The 25,720-nt window shown below is 54.4% G+C and carries 27 protein-coding genes; 9 read left to right on the top strand and 18 right to left on the bottom strand.

Annotated features, from left to right (window positions below):
• Positions 1 to 20: 20 nt before the first annotated feature.
• The 3 genes from mobB to Q334_RS0116370 all read right to left on the bottom strand — a co-directional run bounded on the left by mobB (position 21) and on the right by Q334_RS0116370 (position 3,851).
• Positions 21 to 557 (bottom strand): molybdopterin-guanine dinucleotide biosynthesis protein B, encoded by a 537-nt coding sequence (mobB, locus tag Q334_RS0116380; protein ID WP_027314150.1) that lies wholly within the window; start codon positions 555 to 557, stop codon positions 21 to 23.
• A gap of 175 nt (positions 558 to 732) precedes the next feature.
• Positions 733 to 1,521 carry a substrate-binding periplasmic protein gene (locus Q334_RS0116375; RefSeq protein WP_027314149.1) on the bottom strand — a complete coding sequence of 263 codons (789 nt, stop codon included), beginning with the start codon at positions 1,519 to 1,521 and terminating at the stop codon, positions 733 to 735.
• On the bottom strand, positions 1,521 to 3,851 hold the full coding sequence (locus Q334_RS0116370; protein ID WP_027314148.1) for a methyl-accepting chemotaxis protein: 2,331 nt from the start codon (positions 3,849 to 3,851) through the stop codon (positions 1,521 to 1,523). Before Q334_RS0116370 ends, Q334_RS0116375 begins: the two co-directional genes overlap by 1 nt.
• 221 nt (positions 3,852 to 4,072) lie before the next feature.
• Here Q334_RS0116370 and Q334_RS0116365 point away from each other — a divergent pair, with 221 nt between their 5' ends.
• A complete protein-coding gene (locus Q334_RS0116365) occupies positions 4,073 to 4,681 on the top strand; it encodes a pyridoxamine 5'-phosphate oxidase family protein (protein ID WP_027314147.1) in 609 nt (202 codons plus the stop codon).
• A gap of 24 nt (positions 4,682 to 4,705) precedes the next feature.
• On the opposite strand, the gene arfB is transcribed toward Q334_RS0116365, so the two are convergent.
• Genes arfB through Q334_RS0116350 form a run of 3 tightly spaced genes read right to left on the bottom strand, consistent with a single transcriptional unit; the run spans position 4,706 to position 5,660 of the window.
• Positions 4,706 to 5,122 (bottom strand): alternative ribosome rescue aminoacyl-tRNA hydrolase ArfB, encoded by a 417-nt coding sequence (arfB, locus tag Q334_RS0116360; protein ID WP_027314146.1) that lies wholly within the window; start codon positions 5,120 to 5,122, stop codon positions 4,706 to 4,708.
• An 8-nt stretch (positions 5,123 to 5,130) separates the two neighbouring features.
• Positions 5,131 to 5,328, bottom strand: coding sequence for a YqaE/Pmp3 family membrane protein (locus tag Q334_RS0116355; protein ID WP_027314145.1), 198 nt, complete (start codon positions 5,326 to 5,328; stop codon positions 5,131 to 5,133).
• On the bottom strand, positions 5,328 to 5,660 hold the full coding sequence (locus tag Q334_RS0116350) for a DUF2288 domain-containing protein (RefSeq protein WP_027314144.1): 333 nt from the start codon (positions 5,658 to 5,660) through the stop codon (positions 5,328 to 5,330). Before Q334_RS0116350 ends, Q334_RS0116355 begins: the two co-directional genes overlap by 1 nt.
• Positions 5,661 to 5,787: 127 nt before the next feature.
• On the opposite strand from Q334_RS0116350, the gene Q334_RS0116345 reads away from it, so the two are divergent.
• Both Q334_RS0116345 and Q334_RS0116340 read left to right on the top strand, forming a co-directional pair.
• On the top strand, positions 5,788 to 6,444 hold the full coding sequence (locus Q334_RS0116345) for a glutathione S-transferase family protein (RefSeq protein ID WP_027314143.1): 657 nt from the start codon (positions 5,788 to 5,790) through the stop codon (positions 6,442 to 6,444).
• Positions 6,445 to 6,529: 85 nt separating this feature from the next.
• Positions 6,530 to 6,967 (top strand): RrF2 family transcriptional regulator, encoded by a 438-nt coding sequence (locus Q334_RS0116340; RefSeq protein ID WP_027314142.1) that lies wholly within the window; start codon positions 6,530 to 6,532, stop codon positions 6,965 to 6,967.
• On the opposite strand, the gene Q334_RS19595 is transcribed toward Q334_RS0116340, so the two are convergent.
• Positions 6,956 to 7,393 (bottom strand): hemerythrin domain-containing protein, encoded by a 438-nt coding sequence (locus Q334_RS19595; protein WP_051527891.1) that lies wholly within the window; start codon positions 7,391 to 7,393, stop codon positions 6,956 to 6,958. The genes Q334_RS0116340 and Q334_RS19595 overlap by 12 nt on opposite strands.
• An 87-nt stretch (positions 7,394 to 7,480) precedes the next feature.
• Here Q334_RS19595 and Q334_RS0116330 point away from each other — a divergent pair, with 87 nt between their 5' ends.
• Positions 7,481 to 7,690 carry a hypothetical protein gene (locus Q334_RS0116330; protein ID WP_027314141.1) on the top strand — a complete coding sequence of 70 codons (210 nt, stop codon included), beginning with the start codon at positions 7,481 to 7,483 and terminating at the stop codon, positions 7,688 to 7,690.
• Positions 7,691 to 7,723: 33 nt separating this feature from the next.
• Here Q334_RS0116330 and Q334_RS0116325 read toward each other — a convergent pair whose 3' ends face one another.
• The 9 genes from Q334_RS0116325 to Q334_RS19585 form a co-directional block, all read right to left on the bottom strand.
• Entirely contained in the window at positions 7,724 to 8,107 is a 384-nt protein-coding gene (locus Q334_RS0116325; RefSeq protein WP_027314140.1) for a peptidase associated/transthyretin-like domain-containing protein, read from the bottom strand.
• 61 nt (positions 8,108 to 8,168) lie between these two features.
• Positions 8,169 to 9,356, bottom strand: a complete 1,188-nt coding sequence (locus Q334_RS0116320) for a hypothetical protein (RefSeq protein ID WP_027314139.1) — start codon at positions 9,354 to 9,356, stop codon at positions 8,169 to 8,171.
• 1 nt (position 9,357) lies between these two features.
• Positions 9,358 to 10,137: an outer membrane lipoprotein-sorting protein gene (locus tag Q334_RS0116315; protein WP_370328867.1), complete on the bottom strand. Its 780-nt coding sequence runs from the start codon at positions 10,135 to 10,137 to the stop codon at positions 9,358 to 9,360.
• The gene (locus tag Q334_RS20635; RefSeq protein WP_281173010.1) at positions 10,127 to 11,611 is read right to left on the bottom strand and encodes an efflux RND transporter permease subunit; all 1,485 of its coding nucleotides are present in this window, start codon (positions 11,609 to 11,611) and stop codon (positions 10,127 to 10,129) included. Before Q334_RS20635 ends, Q334_RS0116315 begins: the two co-directional genes overlap by 11 nt.
• Complete coding sequence (locus tag Q334_RS20580) at positions 11,553 to 12,455, bottom strand: MMPL family transporter (protein WP_281173009.1); 903 nt, start codon at positions 12,453 to 12,455, stop codon at positions 11,553 to 11,555. The genes Q334_RS20635 and Q334_RS20580 overlap by 59 nt, the downstream gene beginning before the upstream one ends.
• 56 nt (positions 12,456 to 12,511) lie before the next feature.
• Positions 12,512 to 13,264 (bottom strand): TetR/AcrR family transcriptional regulator, encoded by a 753-nt coding sequence (locus tag Q334_RS0116305; protein WP_027314137.1) that lies wholly within the window; start codon positions 13,262 to 13,264, stop codon positions 12,512 to 12,514.
• A 220-nt stretch (positions 13,265 to 13,484) separates the two neighbouring features.
• On the bottom strand, positions 13,485 to 14,498 hold the full coding sequence (locus Q334_RS0116300) for an adenosine deaminase (RefSeq protein WP_027314136.1): 1,014 nt from the start codon (positions 14,496 to 14,498) through the stop codon (positions 13,485 to 13,487).
• Positions 14,499 to 14,615: 117 nt separating this feature from the next.
• Complete coding sequence (locus tag Q334_RS0116295; protein WP_027314135.1) at positions 14,616 to 16,022, bottom strand: NarK family nitrate/nitrite MFS transporter; 1,407 nt, start codon at positions 16,020 to 16,022, stop codon at positions 14,616 to 14,618.
• 3 nt (positions 16,023 to 16,025) lie between these two features.
• Positions 16,026 to 17,357: a nitrate/nitrite transporter gene (locus Q334_RS19585; protein ID WP_051527890.1), complete on the bottom strand. Its 1,332-nt coding sequence runs from the start codon at positions 17,355 to 17,357 to the stop codon at positions 16,026 to 16,028.
• Between the two features lie 228 nt (positions 17,358 to 17,585).
• Here Q334_RS19585 and Q334_RS0116285 point away from each other — a divergent pair, with 228 nt between their 5' ends.
• The 3 genes from Q334_RS0116285 (at position 17,586) to Q334_RS0116270 (ending at position 22,830) form a co-directional block, all read left to right on the top strand.
• Positions 17,586 to 19,454, top strand: coding sequence for a histidine kinase (locus tag Q334_RS0116285; protein ID WP_035461863.1), 1,869 nt, complete (start codon positions 17,586 to 17,588; stop codon positions 19,452 to 19,454).
• Positions 19,455 to 19,469: 15 nt separating this feature from the next.
• Complete coding sequence (gene narL, locus Q334_RS0116280; RefSeq protein ID WP_027314133.1) at positions 19,470 to 20,129, top strand: two-component system response regulator NarL; 660 nt, start codon at positions 19,470 to 19,472, stop codon at positions 20,127 to 20,129.
• A gap of 469 nt (positions 20,130 to 20,598) precedes the next feature.
• The gene (locus Q334_RS0116270; protein WP_162157442.1) at positions 20,599 to 22,830 is read left to right on the top strand and encodes a sensor domain-containing phosphodiesterase; all 2,232 of its coding nucleotides are present in this window, start codon (positions 20,599 to 20,601) and stop codon (positions 22,828 to 22,830) included.
• Between the two features lie 19 nt (positions 22,831 to 22,849).
• Here Q334_RS0116270 and Q334_RS0116265 read toward each other — a convergent pair whose 3' ends face one another.
• Positions 22,850 to 23,353, bottom strand: coding sequence for a MarR family winged helix-turn-helix transcriptional regulator (locus Q334_RS0116265; protein ID WP_027314130.1), 504 nt, complete (start codon positions 23,351 to 23,353; stop codon positions 22,850 to 22,852).
• A gap of 102 nt (positions 23,354 to 23,455) precedes the next feature.
• On the opposite strand from Q334_RS0116265, the gene Q334_RS19580 reads away from it, so the two are divergent.
• Together Q334_RS19580 and Q334_RS0116250 are read left to right on the top strand one after the other, a co-directional pair.
• Complete coding sequence (locus tag Q334_RS19580; protein ID WP_051527889.1) at positions 23,456 to 24,367, top strand: EamA family transporter; 912 nt, start codon at positions 23,456 to 23,458, stop codon at positions 24,365 to 24,367.
• Position 24,368: 1 nt separating this feature from the next.
• Positions 24,369 to 24,986, top strand: a complete 618-nt coding sequence (locus Q334_RS0116250; protein WP_027314129.1) for a nitroreductase family protein — start codon at positions 24,369 to 24,371, stop codon at positions 24,984 to 24,986.
• Here the strand turns inward: Q334_RS0116250 and Q334_RS0116245 are convergent, their stop codons facing one another.
• Entirely contained in the window at positions 24,987 to 25,604 is a 618-nt protein-coding gene (locus tag Q334_RS0116245; RefSeq protein WP_027314128.1) for a LysE family translocator, read from the bottom strand.
• Positions 25,605 to 25,720 lie beyond the last annotated feature (116 nt).

Here is a 25,720-nt window from a genome sequence, read left to right as displayed (position 1 = left end):
ACAGCCGGGAGTACTTCTTGTTAGTCTTGATGGCCCTGCTGATGCTGCCAATGACGGTAAATCCAGCGTGCCACCGCAGCCGGGTCATTAATATCCAATAGCGGCAGGGGCGCTGGGCCATCGGGCCAGTCACCACCGTTCCACACTAAGGCGCGTACCTGCTTATCCTGTTCGAACAGAAACGGGTGGCCAAGTTCCCGCCGGTACAGCTCCAGCTTGGGCCAGGGCGCATGACGAAAGCCCTCTACCAATACCATATCCAGTTCATCCCATTGCAGCAGTGCCAATTCCGACGCCAAGTCTGGCTCGCTGCGACTGCCCTTCTCTTTAAAGACAAAACTGCGCCAGGGGGTGGCCAGCACCGTCTGCACGCTGCCGGCAGCACGCAGGCGCTGGCTATCTTTGCCGGGTTGGTCTAAGTCGAGATCGTGATGGGAATGTTTAACCACGCCAACCCGTACCCCAGCCTGCACCAAATAAGGGATAACCTGGCTGAGCAAGGTGGTTTTACCGGTGCCGCTATGGGCAGCGAAGATCAACACAAAGGGCGGATTCATGGGCTTGGGCCTGTGTCATAACGCGCATAGGAACCTTACCCCATGCAAAAGTTATGCACCACAGTGCCGCCTTTGTGCCAAGCAGACAATACCCCTGATGGGGCAAGCCAGACTGAGAGACTCTTATTTACCTAAATTATTTATCTCACTGACTTGCCGGACTGACTTGCCTAACTTACTTGCCTAGATAGGCGTCCAGCAGCTGTTGACGCTGCTGCTGATATGCGGAGGAATTCAGCACTTGCTCCAAGTCCTGCACCAACTTAGCGGCATTGGGATGATTGCTACGTATCCCTAAATGGAAGGGAATAAGAGAGTCGGGAATAAAGTCGACCTTTTGTAGGGCAAGGCGCTCCTCCATGCCCAGTTGTTGGGCAAGATAGCGAGCCTGCTCCGGCTGCATAATGGCAAAGTCACCACTACGCCGCTCCAGCAGGAGCTTCATCAGCGTAGTGAGCTCAGGGGCGTAGGCCCGAACAATAAAGCTTGGCACATTGTCATCTTCCCACTCCGCGCCAAGCTGACCGATCATGGTCAGGCTACGCAAGTCCTCAAACGAGCGGGCATGCTCTAGCTGTAAGCGATAAGGATTGTCTTTATGAAAAACCAGATAACCAAAATCAAGAAAGTAGGCAGGGCTTGGGGTAAATTGCATATAGCCCTTGCGCTTCGCAGATGGGTAAGTAAACAACCCATCATGTTGGCCCGACTCCACCATGTACTGCGCTCGGGCCCAGGGATAGGCATGCAGGCCTGGGTCATGCTCCTGTTGCAGGCTAAAAATCAAACGTAACAGCTCAGGTAAAATTCCAACAACTTGAACCTCACCATGGTGGAAGGTGCGGTAACTGACCGGTGGCTCATCATCGGCAAAGGCAAAACTGATATGTTCCGCAGCGACTGACTGTGACCACATCAAGCCCAACGCAAATAACCAACTCAGACTCCTACTGACGCCCTTCATCAATCCGCCGCCCCTTTAAACTGCCCGATATATTTCTGCAACTCATGGGCAAGGTTAGCAATACGCCCGCCGGTTTGCGCGGTCTGATTGGAGGCATCATTGTTTCCTTCCGCTATGCGGTTAATCCGGTGAATACGGGTACTGATATCCTCCGCGACCTTTTGTTGCTCCGCTGAGGCTTGCGCCACCTCGGCATTCATCCGCGCAATATCACTGATGTAATGGATAATATCCGCCAGGGCTGTGCGCATTTGCTCAGCCTGTTCCACCGTTGTCCGCGCCTGATCACGCCCTAATTGGGTTTTGGCAACCGCATCCTTGGTGCCAGCCTGTAAGCGTTCCACCATGGCGTGGATTTCTTTAGTCGAATCCTGAGTACGCTGCGCCAAGGCGCGTACTTCGTCTGCCACCACGGCAAAACCACGACCCTGTTCACCTGCGCGAGCCGCCTCAATAGCAGCATTCAGTGCCAACAGGTTCGTCTGCTCTGCAATCCCCTGAATCACCCCGAGCACACCGCTGATGTTATTGCTGTCTTCCGCAACCTTGGAGATCAACGCCCCCACCTGCTCGACTTCACCGGCCAGGGTGCCAATCGACTCAACACTATTATGAATAATCCGTTGCCCCTCACTGCCTAAACGGTTGGCCTCATGGGTGGCTTTAGCCGCTTGTTCAGCATTATCGGCAATAGACAGTATGGTCTGGCTCATCTGCGTCGCCGCTGTGGCGACCAACTGGCTCTCCTGCAACTGCTCAGCCACGCCATGGTTGAGCTCCCCCGTCATGTTTTCCATCTGTCCGGAGGTGTCATTCAGGGTATGGATGGTTTTATCCAGGTACTTGAGGGTGTCCTGAAACTTCACTAACAGATTATTAATTGCCTTGGCACTCTGCCCAATTTCATCGTTGCCCTCGACAGGTAGGCGTTGACGCAAATCCGAATGGGCATTGATATCACTAATCAAGGTCGTAAAGGTATTGATGGGGCGCGTCAGCAGGCCTGCCAGCCAACTCGTGAGCAGCGCCACCACCACAATGGTGCCCAGAATACTGGCAGCGACCAGCCACCCCACATCCTGCACCAGGGCACGACTGGGGGCGAAGGCCTCTTCTTCGTCAATCTCACTCATAATCGCCCACTGCAAACCGGGTATCGCCAACGGCGCATAGGCAGATAACACCGGCACCCCACGATAATCCGGGAAGATGGCAAAGTCCGTTTTACCACTGATAGCTGCCTCTGTGCCCTGGGTACGAACCGGCTGCAGGCCAATGGAAGTCAACTTATTGGCTAGCTGGGTTAACAACGGGTTCGATAGCCCCACCTCCTGCATCAGCTGTAAATAGCCTTTGGGGTCCTCGATCAGGAAACGACTCATACTGCGCATGGTGAAATCCGCGCCGACCAGATAGGTTTCTCCGGAGCTGCCCAGGCCAGACTCCTGCCAGCGCTGATCATGGGTCATGATGCTGTTAATGCGATCAATCGGCATCTGGAAGATCAACACCCCCAACTTCTTACCCTGTTGCCAGATCGGCATGCCAATAAAAGAAGCAGGATCATTATAAGAAGGCAGGTAAGGAGCAAAGTCAGTTAAGGCTGCCTGGCCCGGTTGTTCAATCGCCATGGCCCGTTTAAAAGCTTCACCAATACCGGTATTGGCATAAGCGCCATTTTTTAATGAGGTGGCGAAATCCAGCTCTTTAAACACCGAATAGACGATATAGCCGTTCTCCGGCTCCACCAGGAAGATATCGTAATAACCAAACTGTTCCAGATACTGTCGAAACACCGGATGATATTGGCTATGGGCCTGCTGATAAGCACTGGCTAATGCTGGCTGATCGAGCAAATGCTTAGAGCCTAACGGATTCTCATTGGCCCGGATCAGGGCGTGCTGCAATGCCACCCCGTTACTATCGAGCTGATTCAAAAGCGCCTGCACATCGGTCTGCTGCCCACCATTGCGACGCTGATACTCGGGTAGAAACTCCTGCTGGTAATAGCTGGCCAGGGACTCTTTCAAGCCACTCTGATTGCCCACCTCTTGCTGATAAGCGGCAAACGCACGACGAAAGTCCTCAATTGCCGCCACCGTCATCAGATTAATCGATAAGGTCTGCACCTGTTTATTGATGGTATCGAAATAGGACTCAATCTGGTTTTTCTTGATGTCCCGAATCGAGATTAACTGCGCCTCGGCCTGGGCTTCTAGTGATGCCTTACCTGTACTGATGGAGTAACCACCGACTACCAGACCAACCAGCGTCACAGGCACGATCGACATAATCAGGCAAGCGATCAGTAGCTTCCAACGAATACTCATAGGGGCCCCCAGTTTCCTTTTCTGGTCAGGTCCTTTACCGGTCGACTACCTACTGGCCGGGTCAGGTTCACCTGCCCATGCTGTAGCTGCTATTGCAGCGTGCTTCACCGGTTAGTACTTACACTTGCCCCTAATCCCAAGCCTGATTGGTAAAAAATGGGGGAGAAATGACAGGCTTATGCTAGTTTGGGCACTGTTTGAGCCACCTTGGATGCCCTGTCATGACGACCCTGACCAGTCTGGATCAACTACGTGCGTATTACGGCCCAGCCAAAACCCGCTCGGTACAAAAGCAGTTGGCTTACCTGGATCCACACTGCCAGCACTTTATCCAACGCTCCCCACTATTGCTGTTAGCCAGTAGCAATCAGGCCGGTTGGCTGGATACCTCCCCCCGAGGGGGTGCCCCTGGTTTTTGTAAGATATTGGATCAACAACGTTTGTTAATTCCGGATGCGCCCGGTAATAACCGTCTGGATAGCCTGGCGAACCTGCTTGAGAACCCCCGCCTTGGTCTCCTGTTCCTATTACCAGGAGTCGATGAAACCCTCAGGGTCAATGGCCGAGCCAGTCTGGATACCCGCATGGAGTGGCGGGAGTTATGCCAAGATGAACGGCGTCTGCCCAAGCTGGTGATCTGTGTTGAAGTGGAAGAAGCCTACATTCACTGTGCCAAGGCACTGATGCGGGCCAAACTCTGGGACCCAGGCAGTCAGATCGAACGCAGCAGCTTTCCCAGCATGGGTGAGATCATGCGTGATCACATTGGCGAGCAGGAGATTCAGGAAAGCCAAGCACAGATGCTCGCGCGCTATCAACAGGAGCTATAACACGCCACCCTGCTCCTTCGCGGCTTAATAATCCCGCACCTGCCCACGTCCGGCCTTGACCTGACCCCGCTTGCTCTTGCCATCCAGCCGTTTACGTTGGGAAGAACGGCTGGGCTTGGTAGCCACCCGCTTGGCCGCCACCTGGGCGACACTGCGAATCAGGCTAAGCAAACGCGCCAGGGCATCCTCACGATTCTGCTCCTGGCTACGATACTGCTGCGCCTTAATCACAATCACGCCGCTCTGACTGATGCGCTGATCCTGTAAGGCCAGCAAGCGACTTTTATAGAATTCCGGCAGGCTGGAGGCATGGATATCGAAACGCAACTGGATCGCCGTCGAGACTTTATTGACGTGCTGACCACCCGCCCCCTGGGCACGGATGGCGGTCATTTCCACTTCGGCTTCAGCCAGTTGTACTGAGCGTGAAATCTGCAGCAAAGCCGTACCTACTTGGAACGCTGTTGCAGGGCGGCGGCGATTTTCTCATCGGTCTTGTATTGGCTTAAGGCGTACACCGACCAAATCGCCGCAGGTAACCAGCCAATCAAGGTAATCTGTAAAATCAGGCAGAAGATTCCCGCCCAGGGACGGCCAATGGTGAAGAACTGCAACCAGGGCAGCAACAGGGCTAACAGTAAACGCATTAGTGTGCCTCCTTTTTCATCGGCTGGATCACCACCCAAGGGCGCACCACCACCGCCCAAAATTCCTGTTCATCCGCTTGCCACTGGCTGGCTTGATCATCCTGCACCCGCTGCACCAAGCCAGCGGCTAACCACTGCTGTAACTGCGCCGCATTATCAGAGGCCAGTTGGTAGGCCACTTCAATCAAATCCAGTTCCGCCGCTACGCTAATCAGCTTGCCCGCAGCAAAGTAGCGCTGCAGCTCCTGCCAGTGGATGCGTGCCGTTTCCGTATTCAGTTTTGCCCGCAGTAATTGCTGATCGGCACTAGAAAGAGGTGAGGTATCCGTCATGGTTAAGGCTCAAACAAATATGCAATGCGCCAAGGATACCCGCTTGTGCGCTGATCGCCAAAAAAGAGGCTAGAGCTGAATATCGTTTTACCGCTATGCTCAGTGGCCCATCGCCTAGGATTACACCATGACTTCCTCCGCTGAACTTTGCTTGCTGATTGGCAATAAAAACTATTCATCCTGGTCATTACGCCCCTGGTTGCTGCTCAAACAACTCGGTCTGCCTTTCCAGGAAAAGCGCGTTTCGCTCTATCAAACCGAAACACGCGAGCAAATTATGCGCCACAGCCCCAGCGGCAAAGTACCTGCCCTTTATCTAGATGGTCAGTGGGTCTGGGATAGTCTTGCCATATGCGAAACCCTGGCCGAGCGCTACCCCCAGGCCTGGCCACAGGATGCCAAAGCCCGCGCCCAGGCACGGGCTATCGTGGCCGAGATGCACTCCGGCTTTTTCGAATTACGTAATCAAATGCCAATGAATTGCCGCCGTCGTCAGGCACTGAGCTATTGCAATGAGTTTCTGCTGGAGGATATGCGCCGTATTCAGCAAATCTGGCAGGACTGCCTGGAGCAATCGGCAGGCCCATTCCTGTTCGGCGACTTTAGTATTGCCGATGCGTTTTATGCCCCGGTGGTACTGCGCTTTTACAGTTATGAAGTTGAGTTAGATCAGCCGCTACGAGGCTACATGGACACTATACTGAGCCTGCCCGCGCTGCAGGAGTGGATGGCCGCCGCCCAGGCGGAAACCGAAGTCATTAGTGCAGCCGAGGTGCAGGACTAACCCCTTGCATCTCAGTGCTGAACGAGTAGCCTAAGCAGCACCCAGGGCGGCCTATTGCGCCGCCCCGCTTAAAACAGGTTCGAGCATGCAGTTAAGCCGTTTTACCGATTACAGCCTGCGGGTGTTGTTCTATGTGGGCACCCACAATGATCGCCTCACCACCCTGGCGGAAATTGCCGACTTCTACCAAATCTCCCTGGAGCATCTGCGTAAGGTTGTGCATAACCTCAGTAAAGCAGGTTATTTAGCGACCTATCGCGGTAAAAATGGGGGGATTCGCTTAGCCCGGCCTGCACAGGAAATTAATATCGGTGATGTTATCCTCGCCTCAGAAGGCCGCACCCCCTTAGTGGACTGTGCCAAGCAGGATTGCTGCCTCACCTACAGCTGCTCTTTACAACCAGTCTTAGCCAAAGCCCAGGAAGCCTTTATCAGTACCCTGCGTCAATACACCCTGGCCAGTCTGCTTAGTACCCCGGCCATGCAACAGGAACTGATTCGTCTGCATCCACTAGAAGGCTGAGCCCGTCTCTGCCAGTGGCGCTGCGCCCTGACAAAGTTGTCCCGCCTGCCAGTGCAACCGTCCCTGCTGCACCAGCTCCTCGATACGCGGAAACACCTGACGCTCCTCAAAACGGACATGAGCACGTAACAGGGTAGCAAACTGCTGGGCTGCACTCAGATCCCCCTGCCGTACCAACAGGCGCAAACGGGCATGTTCCACCACCAACTGACTCACCAGTGCCTGCTCTCCCACTGCTAATAAAGCGGGTAGCAGCTGCAACTCTTCTTCAATAAAGTGCAACTCCAGCTCGGTGAAAGACTCCCGCACCCAGGCCCAGAGCGGACGAGCCTCTGCCCGCTGCAGGGCACGCTCTAAACGTAAGCACATCACCAAAGCCTGATGATGATCATGACTGAACGGCTGCAGAGCTTGTTGACGTGGCATTTTATCTCTCCAAATAAAATGTATTGACAGCACACTTTATAGCAGCAAAATACATGCATTAAAAATACATTTTAAAGGAGCCAAATGATGATGCTGGAAACCACCGCAGTCGGGGCCGCCTTAATTGCTATGGTTGGACTGAAATTCTGGACAGTTTGGCGCGTCGCTAAAGACGCCCAAGCGAATCGTGAAGGGAAGTGGCTTTTCCTGGGCATCCTCACTGGGCTCAGTGTATTTGCCCTGTTAGCCAAGGTATTTATCAGCTATCAGCTCAGTCAGTTCGGCACAGCAGCCTGAGGCCCTAAGCCCCAGGCAACCCACACGACCGCTTTAGTAAGGGGTGAGATGGGCGTCCAGCTGCTGGGTCTGCACATGGCAGGCACCCGCCGTCACCGTCACCTCCCCCTGCCAGGGTTGGTACTGCTGTTGCTCGATCATGACCTGATAAGTTCCGGGACGCTCCAGTGCCCCCACCAAGGGGAAAGCAGGGTTGCAATCGAGCTGCTCTAGGCTGCGAATTTCCTCAACATAATCGCCATCTATGAGGCGAATATAGGCTCCGCAGGTAATCGGCTTACCATTACTCTGATCAAACACCTTGATACTGACCCCCGGCTCCATCGACAGGGTGCAGGCTTCAGGCGCAGGCTCTGAAGTCAACCAGCTACAGCCACCTAGTAGCGTACCTGTTAGTAATAGGATAGCGACACGCATCTTTCCCTCCTGGTGAATCCCTGTCGCCATCATACCGACTTCCCTCTTCTGCGCCACCTGCTTAGAAGAAGCGCTCCAGCGTCAACTGCAGGTGATCATCCTTACGCAGGTTGTAAGCTGGATCAGCCTGATCAGAGACACTGAAGAAGCGCCCTTCCAGACTGACTTTCCAGTTAGCATCCAAACGGGTACTGGCCTCCAGCATCAACGACTTGCTGTGATAGTCCAGGTCATAGCTGACGCCACCGAGGAACTCACTGGAATCTTCATCATTGAGTGCAATCCGGCTGCCGAGATAAAGATCACGCTGGGCCAGGGCGCCGCCCTTTTCACCACGCTGATCCCAACCATACTCCAATAGGACACCCACATCTGCCGCTGAGTCCATCACCCCATAAAAGGTGTACTCAAAACCAGCTTGTGCGGCCCACCAGTTGGCCTGACTGCTATCGCGATACAGGGTTTCCAGCTTCCATAACCAGCTCCCCAGGGTGGCCTGGGCATCCACTCCCACCTGCTCAACCTGCAGGTAGTGCGGTGCCAGCACTAACTGACCATTGCCGTTAGTCTTAGCCTGCAACAGCGGATCACGCTGGGTACCCTTAAACCAGTGCACCCCCAAGTCAAAGGGACCAATGCTATTGCTCCAGCGTAGCGCCAGATCAACATGCTTATCCTCCGCCCCCGACTCATAACTGGTCAGATCGGTATCCACCAACAAGCCAGTACGTAAACGGCCCTTCACCCCAGGGAAGGTACGCTCACGAAAGCCGGGCAGCAGATAAGCATCAATAATGCCGTAATCCGTCACCCGCGACAGGTTCAGCATCGGCTGGCCGAGTTTGTCCTCACCGTCCAGGTCTTCCACCTGATCACTCTGGTTGAGGGTATCCACCAGGTGCTGGAACTCCGTCACCCCCCAGAACACCTTGCGTAATCCCGCACGCACCTCCCATTCGTCCCCGACATGGACCCAGGACAGTTCACGAATATCCACATGACTACGCTCTGGATCATGCTGATCAAGTCGCACGTAAGGCACAAAGGTGAGAGCATCCGCCCCCTCATTCCAGCTCCAATACAACTCCGGCCGGGCAAAGACGGACAGGTTGGCCGTACCCTGTTGACCGCTAAACTGGGCCGACTCGGTAAACAGACGCAACTCCGTGCCTACCTTGCCACTCAGTTCAAACTCGGCCTGGGCCAGGCCAGGCAGGGCCAACAGCCCTGCAACAAGCCATTTATTCATCTCAACGCGCCCGCTTTAGTGAGTTCTGGTTAAAGTCAGCCTCAGACAAACCAGTACGGAACTGGTAGTTGCTCCACTTCAGCTCAGTACTCTTGCCGGTCTGGTGATTCACCATATTCATGCTGTCTGGGCGCCAAAACTTGTCCAGGTACTGCTGATAACCACTAAAAGTCAGGGTTTTCAGCAGCGCATTTTTACGGTCATAGAACTCAACTTTCTGGATGCGGTACTCCGCCTTATCCGTCCAAACCACCCGACGGGTGTAGCCGGAGTCTTTATCCACCGGGTACTGTTCCACCACAAAGGTATCTACACCGTTCAGGCTTTCATCCTGCAGATACTTGTAGCTGTACTTCTCCACCTCGAAGGAGGTCAGGTCTTCATAAGCAAATTCAGAGCCCATAAAGGGACCAGACTTGTTATTCGAGGCAATCCGCTTCACCCGTTTTAACGCCGGCAGATAAAGCCACTGTTCATCCGCCTCAAGGGGATGAGAGAAGCTCAAAAAGGCCGTGCCCTTCACATCCTTGGGGTTATCGAACACCGTCAGACTTTTATCGCCATCATTTTCCACTTCCAGCGACTGCATGCGGATATCACGAATCGACTCCTCACCTTGCTGGTTGCGCAGGATCATCTTCATCTCCGCCTGCATGTCCCCCCAGCCCAGATCGCGCTGTTTGGTTTCCTGGGCAATTTGCAGCCCTTGCTCTTCTGGCGTGGCAGCCAAGGCCAGGCTGGCACTCAAGCCAGCGGCGATAACGAAGGCTTTAAGCGGCATTTTTAACATGAGTCGCATCCTCTTGTTGCGCAACAGATTTGTGTTTGTCCAGAAGCATCAACAGCGGGGGTAAGAACAGGAAGTCCACCGCCAGTGCAATCAGAATGGTAACAGCGGTCAGCAGCCCCATATCGGCATTGACCTTAAAGCTGGACTGGGCCAGTACCATAAAGCCTGCCACCAGAACCAGGGTGGTAATCCACAGGGCGCGGCCAACACTGGCAAAGGCGTAACGTACGGCCTGCTCGGTGGTTTTACCCTTGTCACGACGGGCATGCAGATACTTACTTAAGAAGTGCACGGTATCGTCCACCACAATCCCCAGTGTCATCCCCGCCACCACCGACAAGGCCAAGCCCACCTGGCCATCGATAAAATACCAGAGGCCAAAGCCCATCGCCGCTGGCGCCAGGTTAGGCAGCAAACTGATCAAGCCAAACTTGACCGAGCGTAGTGCGATGCCCAACAGTGCCGAGATCAATACCAACGCCAGAGCAGTACCTGTCAACATCGAGTCGATATTGCGCTGGCCAATATGGGCGAACATCAGACTGGGACTGGCCACCTGCACCTGGTAAGAGGTGGGGTGCTCAGTAAACCAGCCATAGATACGCTGCTCCAGATCGAGCTGCTCATTGCTGGTCAGGTTACGGAAGGTCACCACCACCCGGGTGGAGGATTTGTCCACATTCAGCTGGTTATTCAGATCCAGGCCATAGGGCAATGACATCTCGTACAGCAACAGATACTGAGCCGCTAACTCCTGGGAATCCGGCAGGCGGTAGTAACTATCATCATCGCCATGCATATTGCGATTTAGGCGTTTAATGATGTCTGTCAGAGTGGTGACATGGTCGGTCTCTGGCTGGGCACGCAACCACTGACTGAACTCTTCCACGGTAGCCAGATACGCAGGGCTATTAATACCGCTGCTTTCACCTGAATCGATGGAGATTTCCATGGTGGTCATACCGGACAGATTATCCTGCATGTAGTCCGTCGCCTGACGGAAGGCGACCCGCTCGTCGAAATACTTGACGAAGTCATCGTTAAGTACGTTTTTCGGCAAGAACAACACCAGGCCAATGATGACCGCACTGCTGGCCGGCAACAGCCAACGGCGCTGGGTTACCACAAAATTAGCCAGCTTATGCATCAGATCATTGGACTCTTCCACCTGACGCACCTTAATCGGCATGACCGCTAACAGCGCCGGAAATACCGTCACTGAGAACACAAACGCCAGCATTACCCCGATCGCTACCATATTGCCCAGATCACGGAAGGGAGGAGAATCCGAGAAATTCATACTCAGAAAACCCACCGCTGTAGTCGCACTGGTCAGGAAAATAGGCTGCAAGTTGACCTTTAAGCTATCGATAATCGCCAGACGCTTCTCTACCCCTTGGCGCATTTCATGGAACATCGTGGCAAGAATATGAATACAGTCCGCCACCGCTAAGGTCAGGATCATGGTAGGCGCCGAGGCAGAAGGCCCGGTGATATAGAAGCCCATCCAGCCAGCCAGCCAAACCCATGGTGGCAACAATGGAGTAAATAATGATCACCACCGTCGACAGGGTGCCGCTCAGGGTACGCAGCAGCAGGCTGATGCCCACAATCACCATCAAGAACATCAGCGGTACCAGCGTAGCGCTATCACTCATCGAGGCTTCGCTGAAGGTCTGATTCATCATGATCATGCCAGACAGACGCACCTCAACATCCGGATGCGCCTGTTCAAAGGCCGCTTTGATTTCCCGTACTTTTTCCACCACCTCAGGCACTTCCGTCACCGGGCTGATACCAGGCAACTGGGTCGTCACGTTCACCACAGTGACATGCCCCTGGGGCGATATCAGCTTATGCACCAGCAAGGGTTCTGTGGTCGCAATAGCTTTAATATCAGCCAGTTCTGCGCCGCTCAGGTTAGCCGGATCATCGACCAGATCCGCCACCGTCAGATCATCTTCCACCGCCGTGGTGTGCTGATAATTGGTGATGGAATCCACTCGAGTGGAATAGGGAGTTTGCCAGGCTGCTTCGGTCAATTCCTGTACCGCCTGCAGGGTAGAAGCAGTGAAGACCTCGCCATCCTTTGGCGACAAAATAAAAGCGACGTTATCGCTTTTCGAATAGATTTTCTGCATGGCCTCAAAGGCCAATAGTTGCGGGTTTTCTTCACTGAAGAACACCCGATAATCACCTTTAAATACTAACCGTTGTGCGCCCATCGCGGCGGCCATTACCAGCACCAGGCTGCTAATCAGTATCCACCAGCGGTAGCGAATCACAGCGCTGAAGAACCGCGCTTTCATTGTGCCCCCTATTTTGACGAATCGTCACCTTATAGTTAAAAAAAAATGGCTCGCCGTTAAAAATGCAACGGCTTGCCCTGTTCTTGCAGTAGTGTCATTTCCGCACTAAAAAGCTCTTCCCCCAAACGCCGGAATACCTCGGCGGTGGACTGCCGCCAACTCATTGGATTCCAACGCAGACCATCCAACACCACTGTGCTGTTGGCCATATAAACCTGTTCCATACTGATATCCGCTGCACCACAGGGCATGTCATTGTGGCAACTTAACAAGGCAATAGTGCCAAACCCCATGGCCCAGGCAGAAAAAGCCGGAAACGCAGCAGGAATACCAGGAGGCAAGGTAAGCTCACCTAAATCCATTGCCTCTTCAATAATATTGATTGCCCCTTGCATCATGCGATCTTCCAGCCACTCATGTGCCTGCCAACGCTCCGGCGTACACTTATCCTGGAAGCCTGGCGTTTTCATGGTCACCACCAGCATAAAGTGGGTCGGGTACAGCAAGGCATAGAGTAAATAAGCCAAGTGATAGCCCTGCATACGCTCACGGGTATTGCCCTCAAACTTGGCTATCCGTGAGAACAACTCACCCAGAATGGCCATACCTCGGTTGCACAGCGCCAAAAGCAGGTCTTCTTTACCGGAAAAGTGGCCATAGACCGTGCCCTTTGAGTAGGGCACACGAGCAACCACCTTATCCATGGTGACGGCCCCGATCCCCAGCTCTTCAATCAACTGTAAGGCCTCGGTCAGAATGGCTTCTTCCCGCTGCTGCTGAGTAAAATCATCAAGAACCTTAGGTGACATACGACTTCCACACTATTGACGCTTCGTCAAAATAGACAATTAACAACAACAATACAAGGCAAAATTGTTCCATTTATAGAACAACATGTTGGCATTAATGCCAAACTCACTTAAACCATTGAAATTGAACAACATTAGCCATCTAAAAGCGCTGTAAGGCTAACGCTGTGACAGAAAACCCAGTGTACCAACTGAGCGTACACTGGGTTGTCAGGCTCCCTTATTGAGCAGGGGCAGCCTGGGCGTAGGTCTCAAGGCGGGCAATAAAACTGCGTTTGCGCTCATCACTAATAAAAGAAGCGAGGAAACTATTACGGGCTAACTCCACCAGCTCCTCTTCAGTTAAATTGAGTGCCTGCCAGGCAGCAATAAAATTCTGATTGAGATAACCACCAAAGTAGGCCGGATCATCAGCATTCAGCGTGACGGCGACTCCCTGCTTTAGTAGATCTCGCAGGTTATGATCCTCCATCCGCTCAAACACCTTGAGTTTAACGTTAGACAAAGGACATACCGTCAAGGGCATACGGGTTTGTGCTAAGCGCTGCATCAATAAAGGGTCTTCCATGGCCCGCACGCCATGGTCAATGCGCTCAACCTGGAGTAAATCCAATGCCTCATAAATATAGGCAGGCGGCCCCTCTTCCCCGGCATGGGCAACCCGATGCCAGCCTTCTGCCTTAGCACGGGCAAACACCTCAATAAACTTACTCGGCGGATGGCCAAGCTCAGAGGAGTCCAGCCCCACGCCTAAAATCCAGTCTTTAAAAGGTAATGCCTGCTCCAGCGTGGCCATAGCCGACTCAGCACTTAAGTGACGCAGAAAACACATTATTAATTTAGCGGACATCCCCCACTCTGCCTCGGCATCGACAATGGCCCGCTGCAGGCCATTGATCACCGTGGCGAACTCGACGCCTCGCTCGGTATGGGTTTGCGGATCAAAAAAAATCTCCGCATGAATCACACGCTCATCATGGCAGCGCCGCAGGTAAGCCATCATCAGGTCATAAAAATCCTGCTCCTGCAGCAACACCTGAGCACCTTGGTAATAAATATCGAGAAAGGATTGCAGATTACTGAACTGATAAGCCTGACGTACCTCCTCCACCGAGGCATAGGGCAACTGCACACCATTGCGCTCCGCCAAGCTAAACAGCATCTCCGGCTCCAACGAACCCTCAATATGCAAATGCAGCTCTGCTTTGGGCAAGCCCTGGATAAAGCGTTCCATCTCTACGGCTCCTGTTCACTTTTTTACATAATGGCATTCCTGACGTGACTGTCAAAAACAACTACGCCAGGCAAGCGCCTGGCGTAGCTCTAATCTAATATGCTGAATAGTTAAGGCTTAGCAGGGCACCTCGGCATTTTTACGGCCATACCACCACCAAGTGACGAAGATGCACACTACGTAGTAGGCGATAAAGGCGTAGAAAGCGGCTTCAGGGCCACCAGTCATGGCAATAGAAGTACCGTAAGATTTGGGAATAAAGAAGGCGCCGTAGGCAGCAATCGCGGAGGTAAAGCCCAGTACCGCGGCAGACTCTTTACCGGCATCTTTCATCGCCTGAGCCATGGCAGCCTCACCTTTACCAGCCGCTTCACGGCTGCGCTCGGTGCGGAAGATAATCGGAATCATGCGGAAGGTAGAGCCGTTACCAATCCCAGTGGTCACAAACAGCAGCATAAACATCAGGAAGAAGCCGACGAAGTTACCACCTTCACCGTTGCTTGGCAGGAAGGCCAGCACCCCAAAGACAGCGGCGGCCATCACCACAAAGTTCCAGAAAGTCACTCGGGCACCGCCCAGTTTATCCGACATCCAGCCACCCACAGGGCGAATCAGAGCACCTACGAACGGGCCAAGCCAAGCAAACTTGAGTACGTCTACATCCGGAAACTGGGTTTTCATCAACATCGGGAAGCCTGCGGCATAGCCGATAAAGGAGCCGAAGGTAGCGATATACAACCAGGTCATAATCCAGTTGTGTTTACGCTTGAAGATCACCGCCTGCTCTTTAAAGGAAGCATTAGCGCTGGAAAGGTCATTCATGCCAAACCAGGCCGCTACCGCGAAGATCAAAATAAAGGGCACCCAAATAAAGCCGGCGTTTTGCAACCAGATCTGTGCACCGCTACTCAGGGTCTGAGGTTCACCACCAAAGGCGCCGAAGATACCGGCAGTAATCACCAGCGGCACCATGAACTGCATGGTGGACACACCGAGGTTACCGAGACCGGCATTCAATCCCAGGGCAGTACCCTGTTGAGCTTTGGGGAAAAAGAAGGAGATGTTGGCCATAGAGGAGGCGAAGTTACCACCACCAAAGCCGCACAGCAGCGCAATCACAACGAACTGCCAATAGGGGGTATCCGGATTCTGTACTGCCAATCCCATCCAGAAGGCCGGAATAGCGAGTGACAGAGTGCTGAGGGTGGTCCACAGACGGCCACCAAAAATCGGCACCATAAAGGAATAGAAAATCCGCAAGGTTGCCCCAGTCAAACCAGGCAGTGCCACCAGCCAGAACTTCTCACCAACGGTAAATTGAAAGCCGATGGCCTCCATTTTTACCACCACCGCTGACCACACCATCCACACGGCGAAAGCCAACAACAGACAGGGAATCGAAATCCACAGATTACGCTGAGCAATCTTGCGGCCCTGCGCCTCCCAAAACTGGGCATCCTCCGGGCGCCAATCGTGCAGCACATGCCCTTCCTGGGCTGGCTTGGTCATCATGGTAGAAGACATAGGTTACTCCTGACGTTCGCTCGAACCACCCTGACCCGACCAACCGCTTGTGCGCTCGTCCAGCCAGAGAAAATTGTTGGCTACCGCGTCCTGCCACCGTTGACTGCGCTCTTCCCAGCGTATGCCGTAGTACATCACCACCATGCATAGCGCCAGCAGACCATACATCAACATGAAGCAGGAGCTGCGTACCCCCACCCAATCCGCCGCCAGACCAAACAGCACTGGCAACAGGAAACCACCAATACCGCCAAATACGCCGACGGCACCGCCCACTACGCCCATCCGCTCGGGGTAGTAGTCATAAATAATTCGGTACACACTGGCCTGACCCAGGCCCAGAACCATCCCCACCACTAGAATCAGCGCCATAAACAGCCACAGTGGCATCACCAAGGTGATGCTGACTTCAGTGTTAATCCCGTGGATGGTCATAGTGGTGGGGGGATAGGAGAGGAAGAACAGGCAAACCAAAGCCACCCAAAACACAGTCCAGTTGACTTGGCGGGCGCCAACCTTATCGGCCAGCCAACCGCCGAGAATACGCATTAGCGCCCCAGGCAGGGTGAAGATCAGGGTGTAGAAAGAGGCGGTTTGCAAATCCAGCTCATAATGAGAAACCAAATAACCCGGCAACCACAGGGCCAGGGCGACATAACCACCCAAACAGAAGAAGTAATAGAGGCCAAAACGCCATACCCGCATATCCGCCAGGGGCAGGCATTGCTCCTTGAGACTGGGCTGACGCTCACGACTCATTCCCTCGGTAAAGGGGTCTTCACTGGTGACCAGCCAAAACAGCAGAGCAATCACCAACAGGCCCAAGGCAAACACCTCCGGCACCATGCGCCAGCCGTAAGCAAACATAATCAGGGGGGCGATTAAGTTGGTGATCGCCGCCCCCAGGGTACCGGCACCAAAGATGCCCATTACCAGGCCCTGGTGTGCTGGACCAAACCAGGCGGACACATAGTGAATCCCCACCGCAAAGGTGCTGCCCGCCAGGCCCAGTAAAAAGCCAGCAAGCAGGAATTGCTGGTAGCTCTGTGCTTTGCTCAGGAAGTAAACCGGCATCGCCACCAGTAACATCACTACAGGCATCAGTGCCCTGCCGCCTATGCGCTCGACCAGAATCCCTACCGGTAAACGGGCCAGCGCCCCTGACAACATGGGACTGGCAAGCAGCAGACCAAACTCCGTTTCACTGAGTTGCAACTCCGAGCGAATCTGCACCCCAATCACCGCCAACAAGGTCCATACCGCAAAGCACACCACAAAAGCGAGGGTGCTCATCAGCAAGGCAGAACTTTGATGTTGGGTGTCATTGAGGGTCATGGCGCACCTGCAAAGCACGGGAATGTGCTCAAGCTACGCCTGCCGGGCAGGTGCAAAGTTGACTCAAATCAACTTCTAAATGGCTGAAATTGCTAGGCTTTTACCCCTATACCCCTGAAGGGGTAGCTCTTATGCCCTTTGTAAAGGCCTGTTTTGCCTGATAATTTCTGGGGTTATCGAAACCAAGGCGGTAAAACTACCCCTATTACCGCTCTTTGTGAGTAGCTCATGCCAATCCCGCTAAAATCCCTGCGTAAATCCATTGTGGCCCGTTTAGGCTCGGCCATGTTTGCCATCAGCCTGATGGCCTTGGTCAGCATGCTTGGTTCCGTGATTGTGGCGGAAAGCACCCGTGGCACCGCGACCGGGATAAATATTGCCGGCTCCCTGCGCATGCAGTCCTATCGCATTGGCAAAGATCTGGTACTCCATAGCCAGGCCCCGACTGCCGCCTCCCAAGCGCAATTACAGCAGCGCTTACAAGCCATGCAAGCAAGGCTAGAGCATGCCAACCTGGCCTCGGTCATACCCTCTGCCGCAGAGCACGAGCTCAACCGTCAGTATCAGCTCATTCTGAGTCTTTGGCGTGAGCAACTCGCCCCCCAGCTTTTTGCCACAACGGCCATTGATACAGCCACCATTGCCGCTGCAGACACCCCCCCTGCCTGGCTAGCGGAACTGGATGCCTTCGTCGAGCAGGTGGACTTGATGGTGCATCAGCTGGAGCAAAGCACTGAGGCCAAGATCAAACTCTTGAGTCTGGTACAGGGCATCAGCCTGTTTATGACAGTGGTGATCATCTTTATCGCCATGTTTGATATCAGCAATAACGTGATCACCCCGCTACGGGAACTGGTTGGCATGGCGAGGGAGGCCAGCCGAGGCAATTTCAAGCAACGCTCCAGTTATAGTAATGATGATGAGCTGGGGTTACTGAGCGAAACCTTTAACCAGATGGCCACCGAGCTGCAAAAAATCTACAGCGATCTGGAACAACGGGTAGAGCGAAAGACCGCTCAATTACAGCAAAGCAATGATGCTCTACGCCTGCTGTATGAAACCAGCCAACACTTTAACTCCAGTGATGACCTATGCCGCCGTTTAATCCCGGTGCTCAAACGCCTGGAGGAGGTCACCCCCTTTAGCCCGATCAGCGTGACACTGCGCGACCCAGACTCCCAGCGCCCTTATCGGCAGGTCACCACCTCGTTACAGGAGCGACCAGTCTATTGCCACGATGATCAGTGTTTTGACTGCATGACCCCACACCGCCAACCCATGCCAGGACAAAAAGCCATCATGCTGCCGGTGCAGAGTAAGGACTACAGCTTTGGAGAAATCTGCGCAGAATACCCCCCTCACCTCAGCCCCAACGACAACACCATCAAACTCTTGGAAACCATTGCCGACCATCTAAGTCGTGCCCTGTTACTGGAAGTCAAAACCGAGCAACAGCAGCAGCTCTCGCTAATGGAAGAGCGGGCCGTCATCGCCCGTGAACTACACGACTCGCTGGCCCAGTCACTGTCATACCTGAAAATGCAGGTATCACGTCTCCATATCCTGCTCAGCAAGGACAGTGGTAAAGACAAGCTGGATGCCGTTGTTGATGAACTACGTGAAGGTTTAAACAACGCCTATCGCCAACTACGTGAGCTCCTCACTACCTTCCGCCTCAAGCTGGACGAACCGGGTCTGGAGCCTGCGCTCCAGAGCACAGTGCGGGAGTTTTCGGAACGGCTGGACTTTGAGGTCGAGCTGGAATACGGCCTGGGTCGTCTGGCGCTAAACCCCAATGAGGAGATTCACGTCCTGCAAATTGTGCGGGAAGCGCTCGCCAATGTGGTCAAACATGCCCGCGCCAACTGGGCTAAAGTCAGTGTGCAGGATGAAGAGGATCGCATCCTGGTTTATATCGATGACGATGGTCAGGGGCTGCCAGCAGGCAAAGACCTGACCAACCATTATGGGCTGGTGATCATGCGTGATCGCACCAACACCCTGCACGGACAGCTGCATGTCGCCAACCGCGAAGGTGGCGGAGTACGGGTCAGCCTCGAATTCAGTCCGCAACGTAGCCTCATATACCGAGGCTAACCGTAGGGAACCACTATGCATAACGAAGAACACACCGGCGCTGCCACCGTCCTGTTGATTGATGATCACCCCCTGTTACGCCGAGGGGTGACCCAACTGATCGAACTGGATGACGAGCTTAAAGTCATTGGTGAAGCCAGCCATGCGTTGGAGGGGATTGCCAAGGCTCAGGAGCTTGAGCCGGATCTGATCCTACTCGATTTGAATATGCCGGAAATCAACGGCTTAGAGACCCTTCGCCGCCTGCGCGAGGCGGAGGTGGACTCCCGTATTGTGGTGTTTACTGTGTCCGATAATGAAGAGGATGTGATCGCCGCCCTCAAAGCCGGTGCCGATGGTTACCTGCTCAAGGATATGGAGCCGGAAGACTTACTGGCCCATTTGCGCCAGGCCGCCCACGGCAAAATCGTGATTAGCGAAAAGCTCACCGCCCTACTGGCACAGGCCTTACAGAGTAACCGCAAAGACAATCGTCCGGATATCGACTCCCTCACCCCTCGCGAGCGGCAGATCATCAAACTGATTGCCCAGGGTCTGCCGAATAAGCTGATTGCACGCAAGCTCCATATCACCGAAGCCACAGTCAAAGTCCACGTCAAACATCTATTGAAAAAGCTGCGTTTACGCTCGCGGGTAGAGGTGGCCGTGTGGGCGGTACAGGAAGGGCTGAACTAATAAACCAAGAAAGAAGCGAAAAAAGTGCCATAGGCCGGGATGGGGTGGCCTATGGCAAGCCTGATGAGCTTAACAGTGGTGCCTGCACTGACCCAGACACCCATGAACAGGGCAGAGTCTAGGGAATCCAGGTTAGCCTGCCTATGGCTCTGAAGCGGTAACAGGGCTAACCCACTCGGGTTACCCCTTGCCCACCAAGAAGCCTGTTATCGACCTCTTGCACCTGCTTGCCAGTGCCTTCTCGCTAGCAAGCCAGCGCAGATCACCAAGCTTCTCTATTTGTATACTTGTGTTACTAAGCTGATTAATCCAAACTAGCGCCCTACCGGTCACCCCGAGTGCACTGGTTTTTTGTATATAGTTCATAGTGTTATTGGCGTTACCGGATCGCCCCTGATGGTCCGGTTGTCTGGGGTTGCCCGTGTCAAAAACAACAAATACAAAGCTCATGGGGAGTGGTTATGGCGGTATGCTCCAGTCTCCTAAACAGCGCACACTCGCCTGGCTGATTCTGAGCCTGCTGTTTATTGGCGGCTACGGACTGGGCTTAGCGCTGGCTCCGACCTTTGCCGGTGCCAGCTTGTTTTGGCCCCCACTGGCCATTGCCACCGCTGGGGTCTACTTGCTGGGTCTGCGCTGGTTACCCTTGCTCTTCGGCTTACACCTGTTCAGTCAGGGGTTGTGGGGGGGCATGCCGAGCCTACCTCTCACCGCGCTACTCGCAGCCAACTCATTGCTTGCCCCCAGCCTCGGCGCCTATTTGTTACAACGCCAGCACTTTCGTGCCGACTTAGCCAGAGTCAAAGACGTGGTCAGCCTACTGCTGGCCATCAGCCTCACCACCCTGATCAATGCCACAGGTTTATCGCTGATTTTAAGTTTAAGCATAGGGGCCGACTCTTTCTTTAACCTCTGGCTGCGCTCCATTCAGGGCGATCTCTATAGCCTGTTATTTGTGCTGCCCCCCATCCTGACCTGGTCTGTCCCCCAACCGCCTGGACGAGTGGGCAGTCGGCGCGAGCTGGTCAGCTGGCAGCTGATGTTCTTCAGCCTGCTGGTTCTGGGTGTGGTCTTGCATCACTTCACCCCGTTAAAGGATATTGCCCACAACTGGAGCCATCTGCTCTTTGTGATTCTTGGCTTTGCCATGCTGCTGTGGAATGCCCTGCGTTTCAGCCCCCGCTGTGTCGCCAGCGCCTCTCTACTAAATCTGGCCAGTGCTGCCTATCATCTGCTGCACAATCACCCCCAACAACTGAGTCAGCACTATGTCAGTGCCGAGCAAAGCGGCAGCCTGTTGCTGGTACTGTCCTCCCTATCCTTATTGATGCTGTTTACCTCCAGTTACACCCAAGAGCGACGACGCGACCAATCCCATCAAGAATGGCTGGCACTGCATGATTCCCTTACCCATTGCTTTAACCGTCGCGGCTTGGAAAAACAGTTAAAGGAGCTGCCCACCGGCCAGCATCTGTTGATTGCGATACGCAACCTGCAACTGAATAACATCTATCGCGTCTGTGGCTTTGTTGCGGGTGATAAGTTGCAACAGGAGTTGGTGCGCTACACCAAGCCCTTGCTCGGTGGCCGCCATATTCTGGGGCAGGTCAGTGCCAGCTTACTGGTCATTATCGTACCGGACTGCCAAGCGCCAGAGCAGCGACTGAATGAGCTGCGCCAGCGTTTACAAGGCTTCCGCTTTAATTGGCAGGACTCCAGCTTTCCGATGCAGTTCGCCCTGGGAGGCACTCAGTTCGATGCCAATGTCAGCCTGCGGCAGTTAATTCACGAAGCGAGCAGCGCGGCCCAGGTAGCCCAGGATATGGGGCTGAATCGTAGTTACTTGGCTAACCCCGATGACCGTCGTTTTCAACAGCAGTTTCTTGATCTCAACTGGCTATCCGATGTGCATTCCGCACTGGAAAATGAACGCCTCACCCTCTTTGGGCAAACCATTAAGGCCAGCCCCAAACAACCGGACTTAACTCTGTGGGCACAACCGATTCAGGCTCATGGAGACGAGCAAGGGCTCTATTTTGAAGTGCTGGTACGGATGCGGCGAGAAGATGGCAGCTTGATTCCACCCGGCGAGTTTATTCCCACCCTGGAACGCTATGGCCTGGCGCCCAAACTCGACCATTGGGTATTTGAACACACCCTGACCAAATTACAGCAGCCCGGCATGCTGGAACGGGTCAGCTGTTGCTCGATCAATCTGTCCGGCCTCAGCCTCTGTGATCAGGAGCTGATCAGCCATATCCAGCAGCGTCTGCAGCAGGTACCGGAGATTGCCCGCAAACTCTGTTTCGAAATCACCGAAACCGCCCTGATCCGTAACTACGAAGAAGCCTTGGATACCATCCGGGTGCTGACTGCCTGTGGCTGCCGTTTTGCCCTGGATGACTTTGGTACCGGGCTGTCTTCCATGAGTCATCTGAAATCACTGCCGGTTCATATCCTCAAGATTGACGGAGCCTTTATCCAGCATCTCGCCAACAGTCAGGTTGATCAGCAACTGGTCAAGCTGGTTCAGGGAGTCGCCAAGGCACTGGGCAAAATCACGGTGGCGGAGTTTGTCGAAGATGAAGCCACCAGCCGCAAACTGGCAGAGCTGGAGGTGGACTACCAACAAGGCTACTTCCACGCCCGCCCCTGTCCGTTAGATGAACTCCTGCCACTGCCAGCCAACCAGCAGGCCTAACGCCCTCACAGCGGCGTCCCTAAGGCTCTAATTGCGCCAGCAGCAAACGCAGGCTGGCGTCAATCTGCTCACGCTGCTGGGGACTGAGATTAGCGAGAATCCGCTGCTGATTAGCCACATGGGCCTCTGCTGCCTGCTCAATTAACTGCAACCCTGCAGGGGTCAGCTTCACTAACATACTACGGGCATCCTCAGGGTTCGCCAGGCGTTCAATCCAGCCACTGTTTTCCAGGCTTTTGAGGCGGTGGGTCATGGTGCCTGAGGTGATCATCAGGGTCGAAAACAGCGCAGTTGGTGCCAAGCAGTAGGGTGCACCGCTGCGCCTTAAGGTCGCCAGCACATCAAACTCCCACGCCGTCATGCCAAATTGACTAAAGGCTAACTCCAATTGACGTGACATCAACGCCGCCGAGCGGCTTAAGCGTCCGATAATCGCCATTGGCCCTACATCCAAGTCCGGTCGTTCCTGATGCCACTGGGCGAGGATACGATCCACTGCATCCTCTTGTCGTTGCTCACTCATTGCCTTCCCCTCTCTCATCATCCCAATCAAACAAAATTAACTTGAACTCAAGATAAATAGCTGCCAGACTCATTTTATCTTGAATTGAAGGTAAATAACATCATGACTTCTTTCAGCACCCTCTACTTAACCCTCAGCACCGCGCTGGCGCCGATTATTTGGGGCTCGACCTACATCGTCACCAGTGAGTTGCTGCCACCCGACCGCCCCTTTATTGCCGCTGTGATCCGCGTCCTGCCAGCCGGGCTACTGCTGGTCTTAGCTAGTCGATACTGGCCCCAACGTCAGCAATGGCGTCCGCTGCTGATTCTGGCGCTGCTCAATATTGGCCTATTCCAAGCCCTGTTATTTATCAGTGCCTATCGGCTGCCTGGCGGCCTGGCCGCCATTGTCGGTGCCCTGCAACCGTTATTGATCATGCTATTGGCCTGGCTGTTTGAGCAGCGCATTCCCCGTGCATACAGCCTGGCTGCCGCCGCGCTCGGGGTGGTGGGGATGGCGCTGCTGTTACTCTCACCGCAAAGCAGCTGGGACTATCTCGGTGTGCTGGCCGCCTTTGCCAGTGCCATCAGCATGGCCGCCGGTACCTATCTGGCCCAACGCTGGCAACTGGGTATCCCGCTGCTGACCTTCACCGGCTGGCAGCTACTGTTGGGGGGTATCATGCTGGCTCCCCTGGCCTGGTGGTGGGACCCAGCCCTCCCTGCACTCAGCGCCGTACAAGGTTGGAGCTATGCCTACCTCAGTCTGGCAGGTGCACTGCTGGCCTATAGCCTCTGGTTCCGTGGCCTAAGCCGCCTGTCGCCGGTCGCGGTGTCATCCTTGGGCTTATTAAGCCCGCTCACCGCCGTCATGCTCGGTTGGTACTGGTTGCAGCAAAGCCTCAGCGGCCTCGCCCTGTTCGGCATGTTTGCTGTGCTCAGTAGCGTCCTCCTTATCCAACACTTCAATCGTCCGGGGGCTATCCGCCCTCAACCCCGCTCTTCTTCCCACTCTGTAATAACAGGAGCCTAAGATGAATACTGCCGCCCTTAACCTGATTGCCCAGCGTCGTTCTGTTGGCCGTTACCAAGCCAATCGTACCGTCAGCGATGACTGCCTGCGCGAACTGACCCGCCTGGCCACCCTCGCGCCCTCTGCCTTTAACCTGCAAAATTGGAAAATTCTGGTGGTGCGCAGTGTCGAGGCCAAAGCCCGCCTGCGCGCCCTGGCCTTTGGCCAACCCCAGGTAGAAGAGGCCGCCGCCACCTTTATTATCTGCGGCACCCTGAGCGCTTATCGCGGTTTGCAGCAGACCCTGCAACCAGCGGTTGACGCCAATATTCTCAATACGGAGATTCAACAAGCCTGGGTGCAAATGGCCACCGACAGCCACCAGCAGGACCCACAATTGCAACGTGATGAAGCGATTCGCTCCGCCTCCCTGGCAGCCATGACATTGATGCATGCCGCCGAGGCAATGGGATTGGCAACGGGTGCCATGGGGGGCTTTGATGCAGCAGGCGTAGCGAAGGCCTTTGAACTAAGCCAGGACGAGCTTCCGGTGATGCTGATTACCCTGGGTTATCCAGCGGCCAATACCTGGCCGCAGAAACCTCGTAAACCGCTGGAACAGGTGATGAGCCTGTACTGATTAGCCTTTCACACCCAGATAAAGCCCGGCGCTAGCCATGATAGAACCCGCTACCCGATTCAGGCCTCGCATTGCTTGCGGGGAGCGGAAATAACGGCGCGCCCGGGCAGCCGCCCAAGCAATCAGCATCAATCCCAACATCAAGGCGATCAGGGTCAGCACCGCTGCCAGGAACACATCCTCATGGCTGAGTTGGCTTAAATCCATAAAGGTGGGCAAAAAGGCGATATAAAACAGAATCACCTTGGGATTGGAAGCGGAAATCAAAAAGCCCTGCAAAAAGCTCAACAGCGCCCCCCGTCGGCTGGTATCAACCTCGCCCTGGGCTAACTCCGGCACCGCCCGCCACATTTTCCAACCCAGATAGAGCAGATAGGCCGCCCCCAGCAAGCGGATTAAGGTAAAGACTTCCTCCCAGTGGGTAGCCACCATCGCCAGGCCATAACAGGCCATCACCAGGTAGCAGATATCGCTAATCACCATCCCCAACGCCAGCCAGGAACAGGCCCAGGCCCCCTGCGCTAAAGCCCGGGCTAAAATAGCGAACACCCCTGGGCCCGGAGTGATGCCAAAAATAAAAACAGCAAGGAAAAAGGTCAGTGCGGCCTGGGCTGTCATGCTAGCGATCTCATCTAAACGGCCAAATTGAAATGCCTATACTCAGGCAAACAGAGGGGCAATGGGAAGCCCCCCGATAACGCCTACTCTTGGAGCAGGGCCAACAAACCGGCTAG

This window comes from Balneatrix alpica DSM 16621, assembly GCF_000619885.1.
Lineage (GTDB): Bacteria > Pseudomonadota > Gammaproteobacteria > Pseudomonadales > Balneatricaceae > Balneatrix > Balneatrix alpica.
This window is presented reverse-complemented; position numbering and strand designations above follow the sequence as displayed.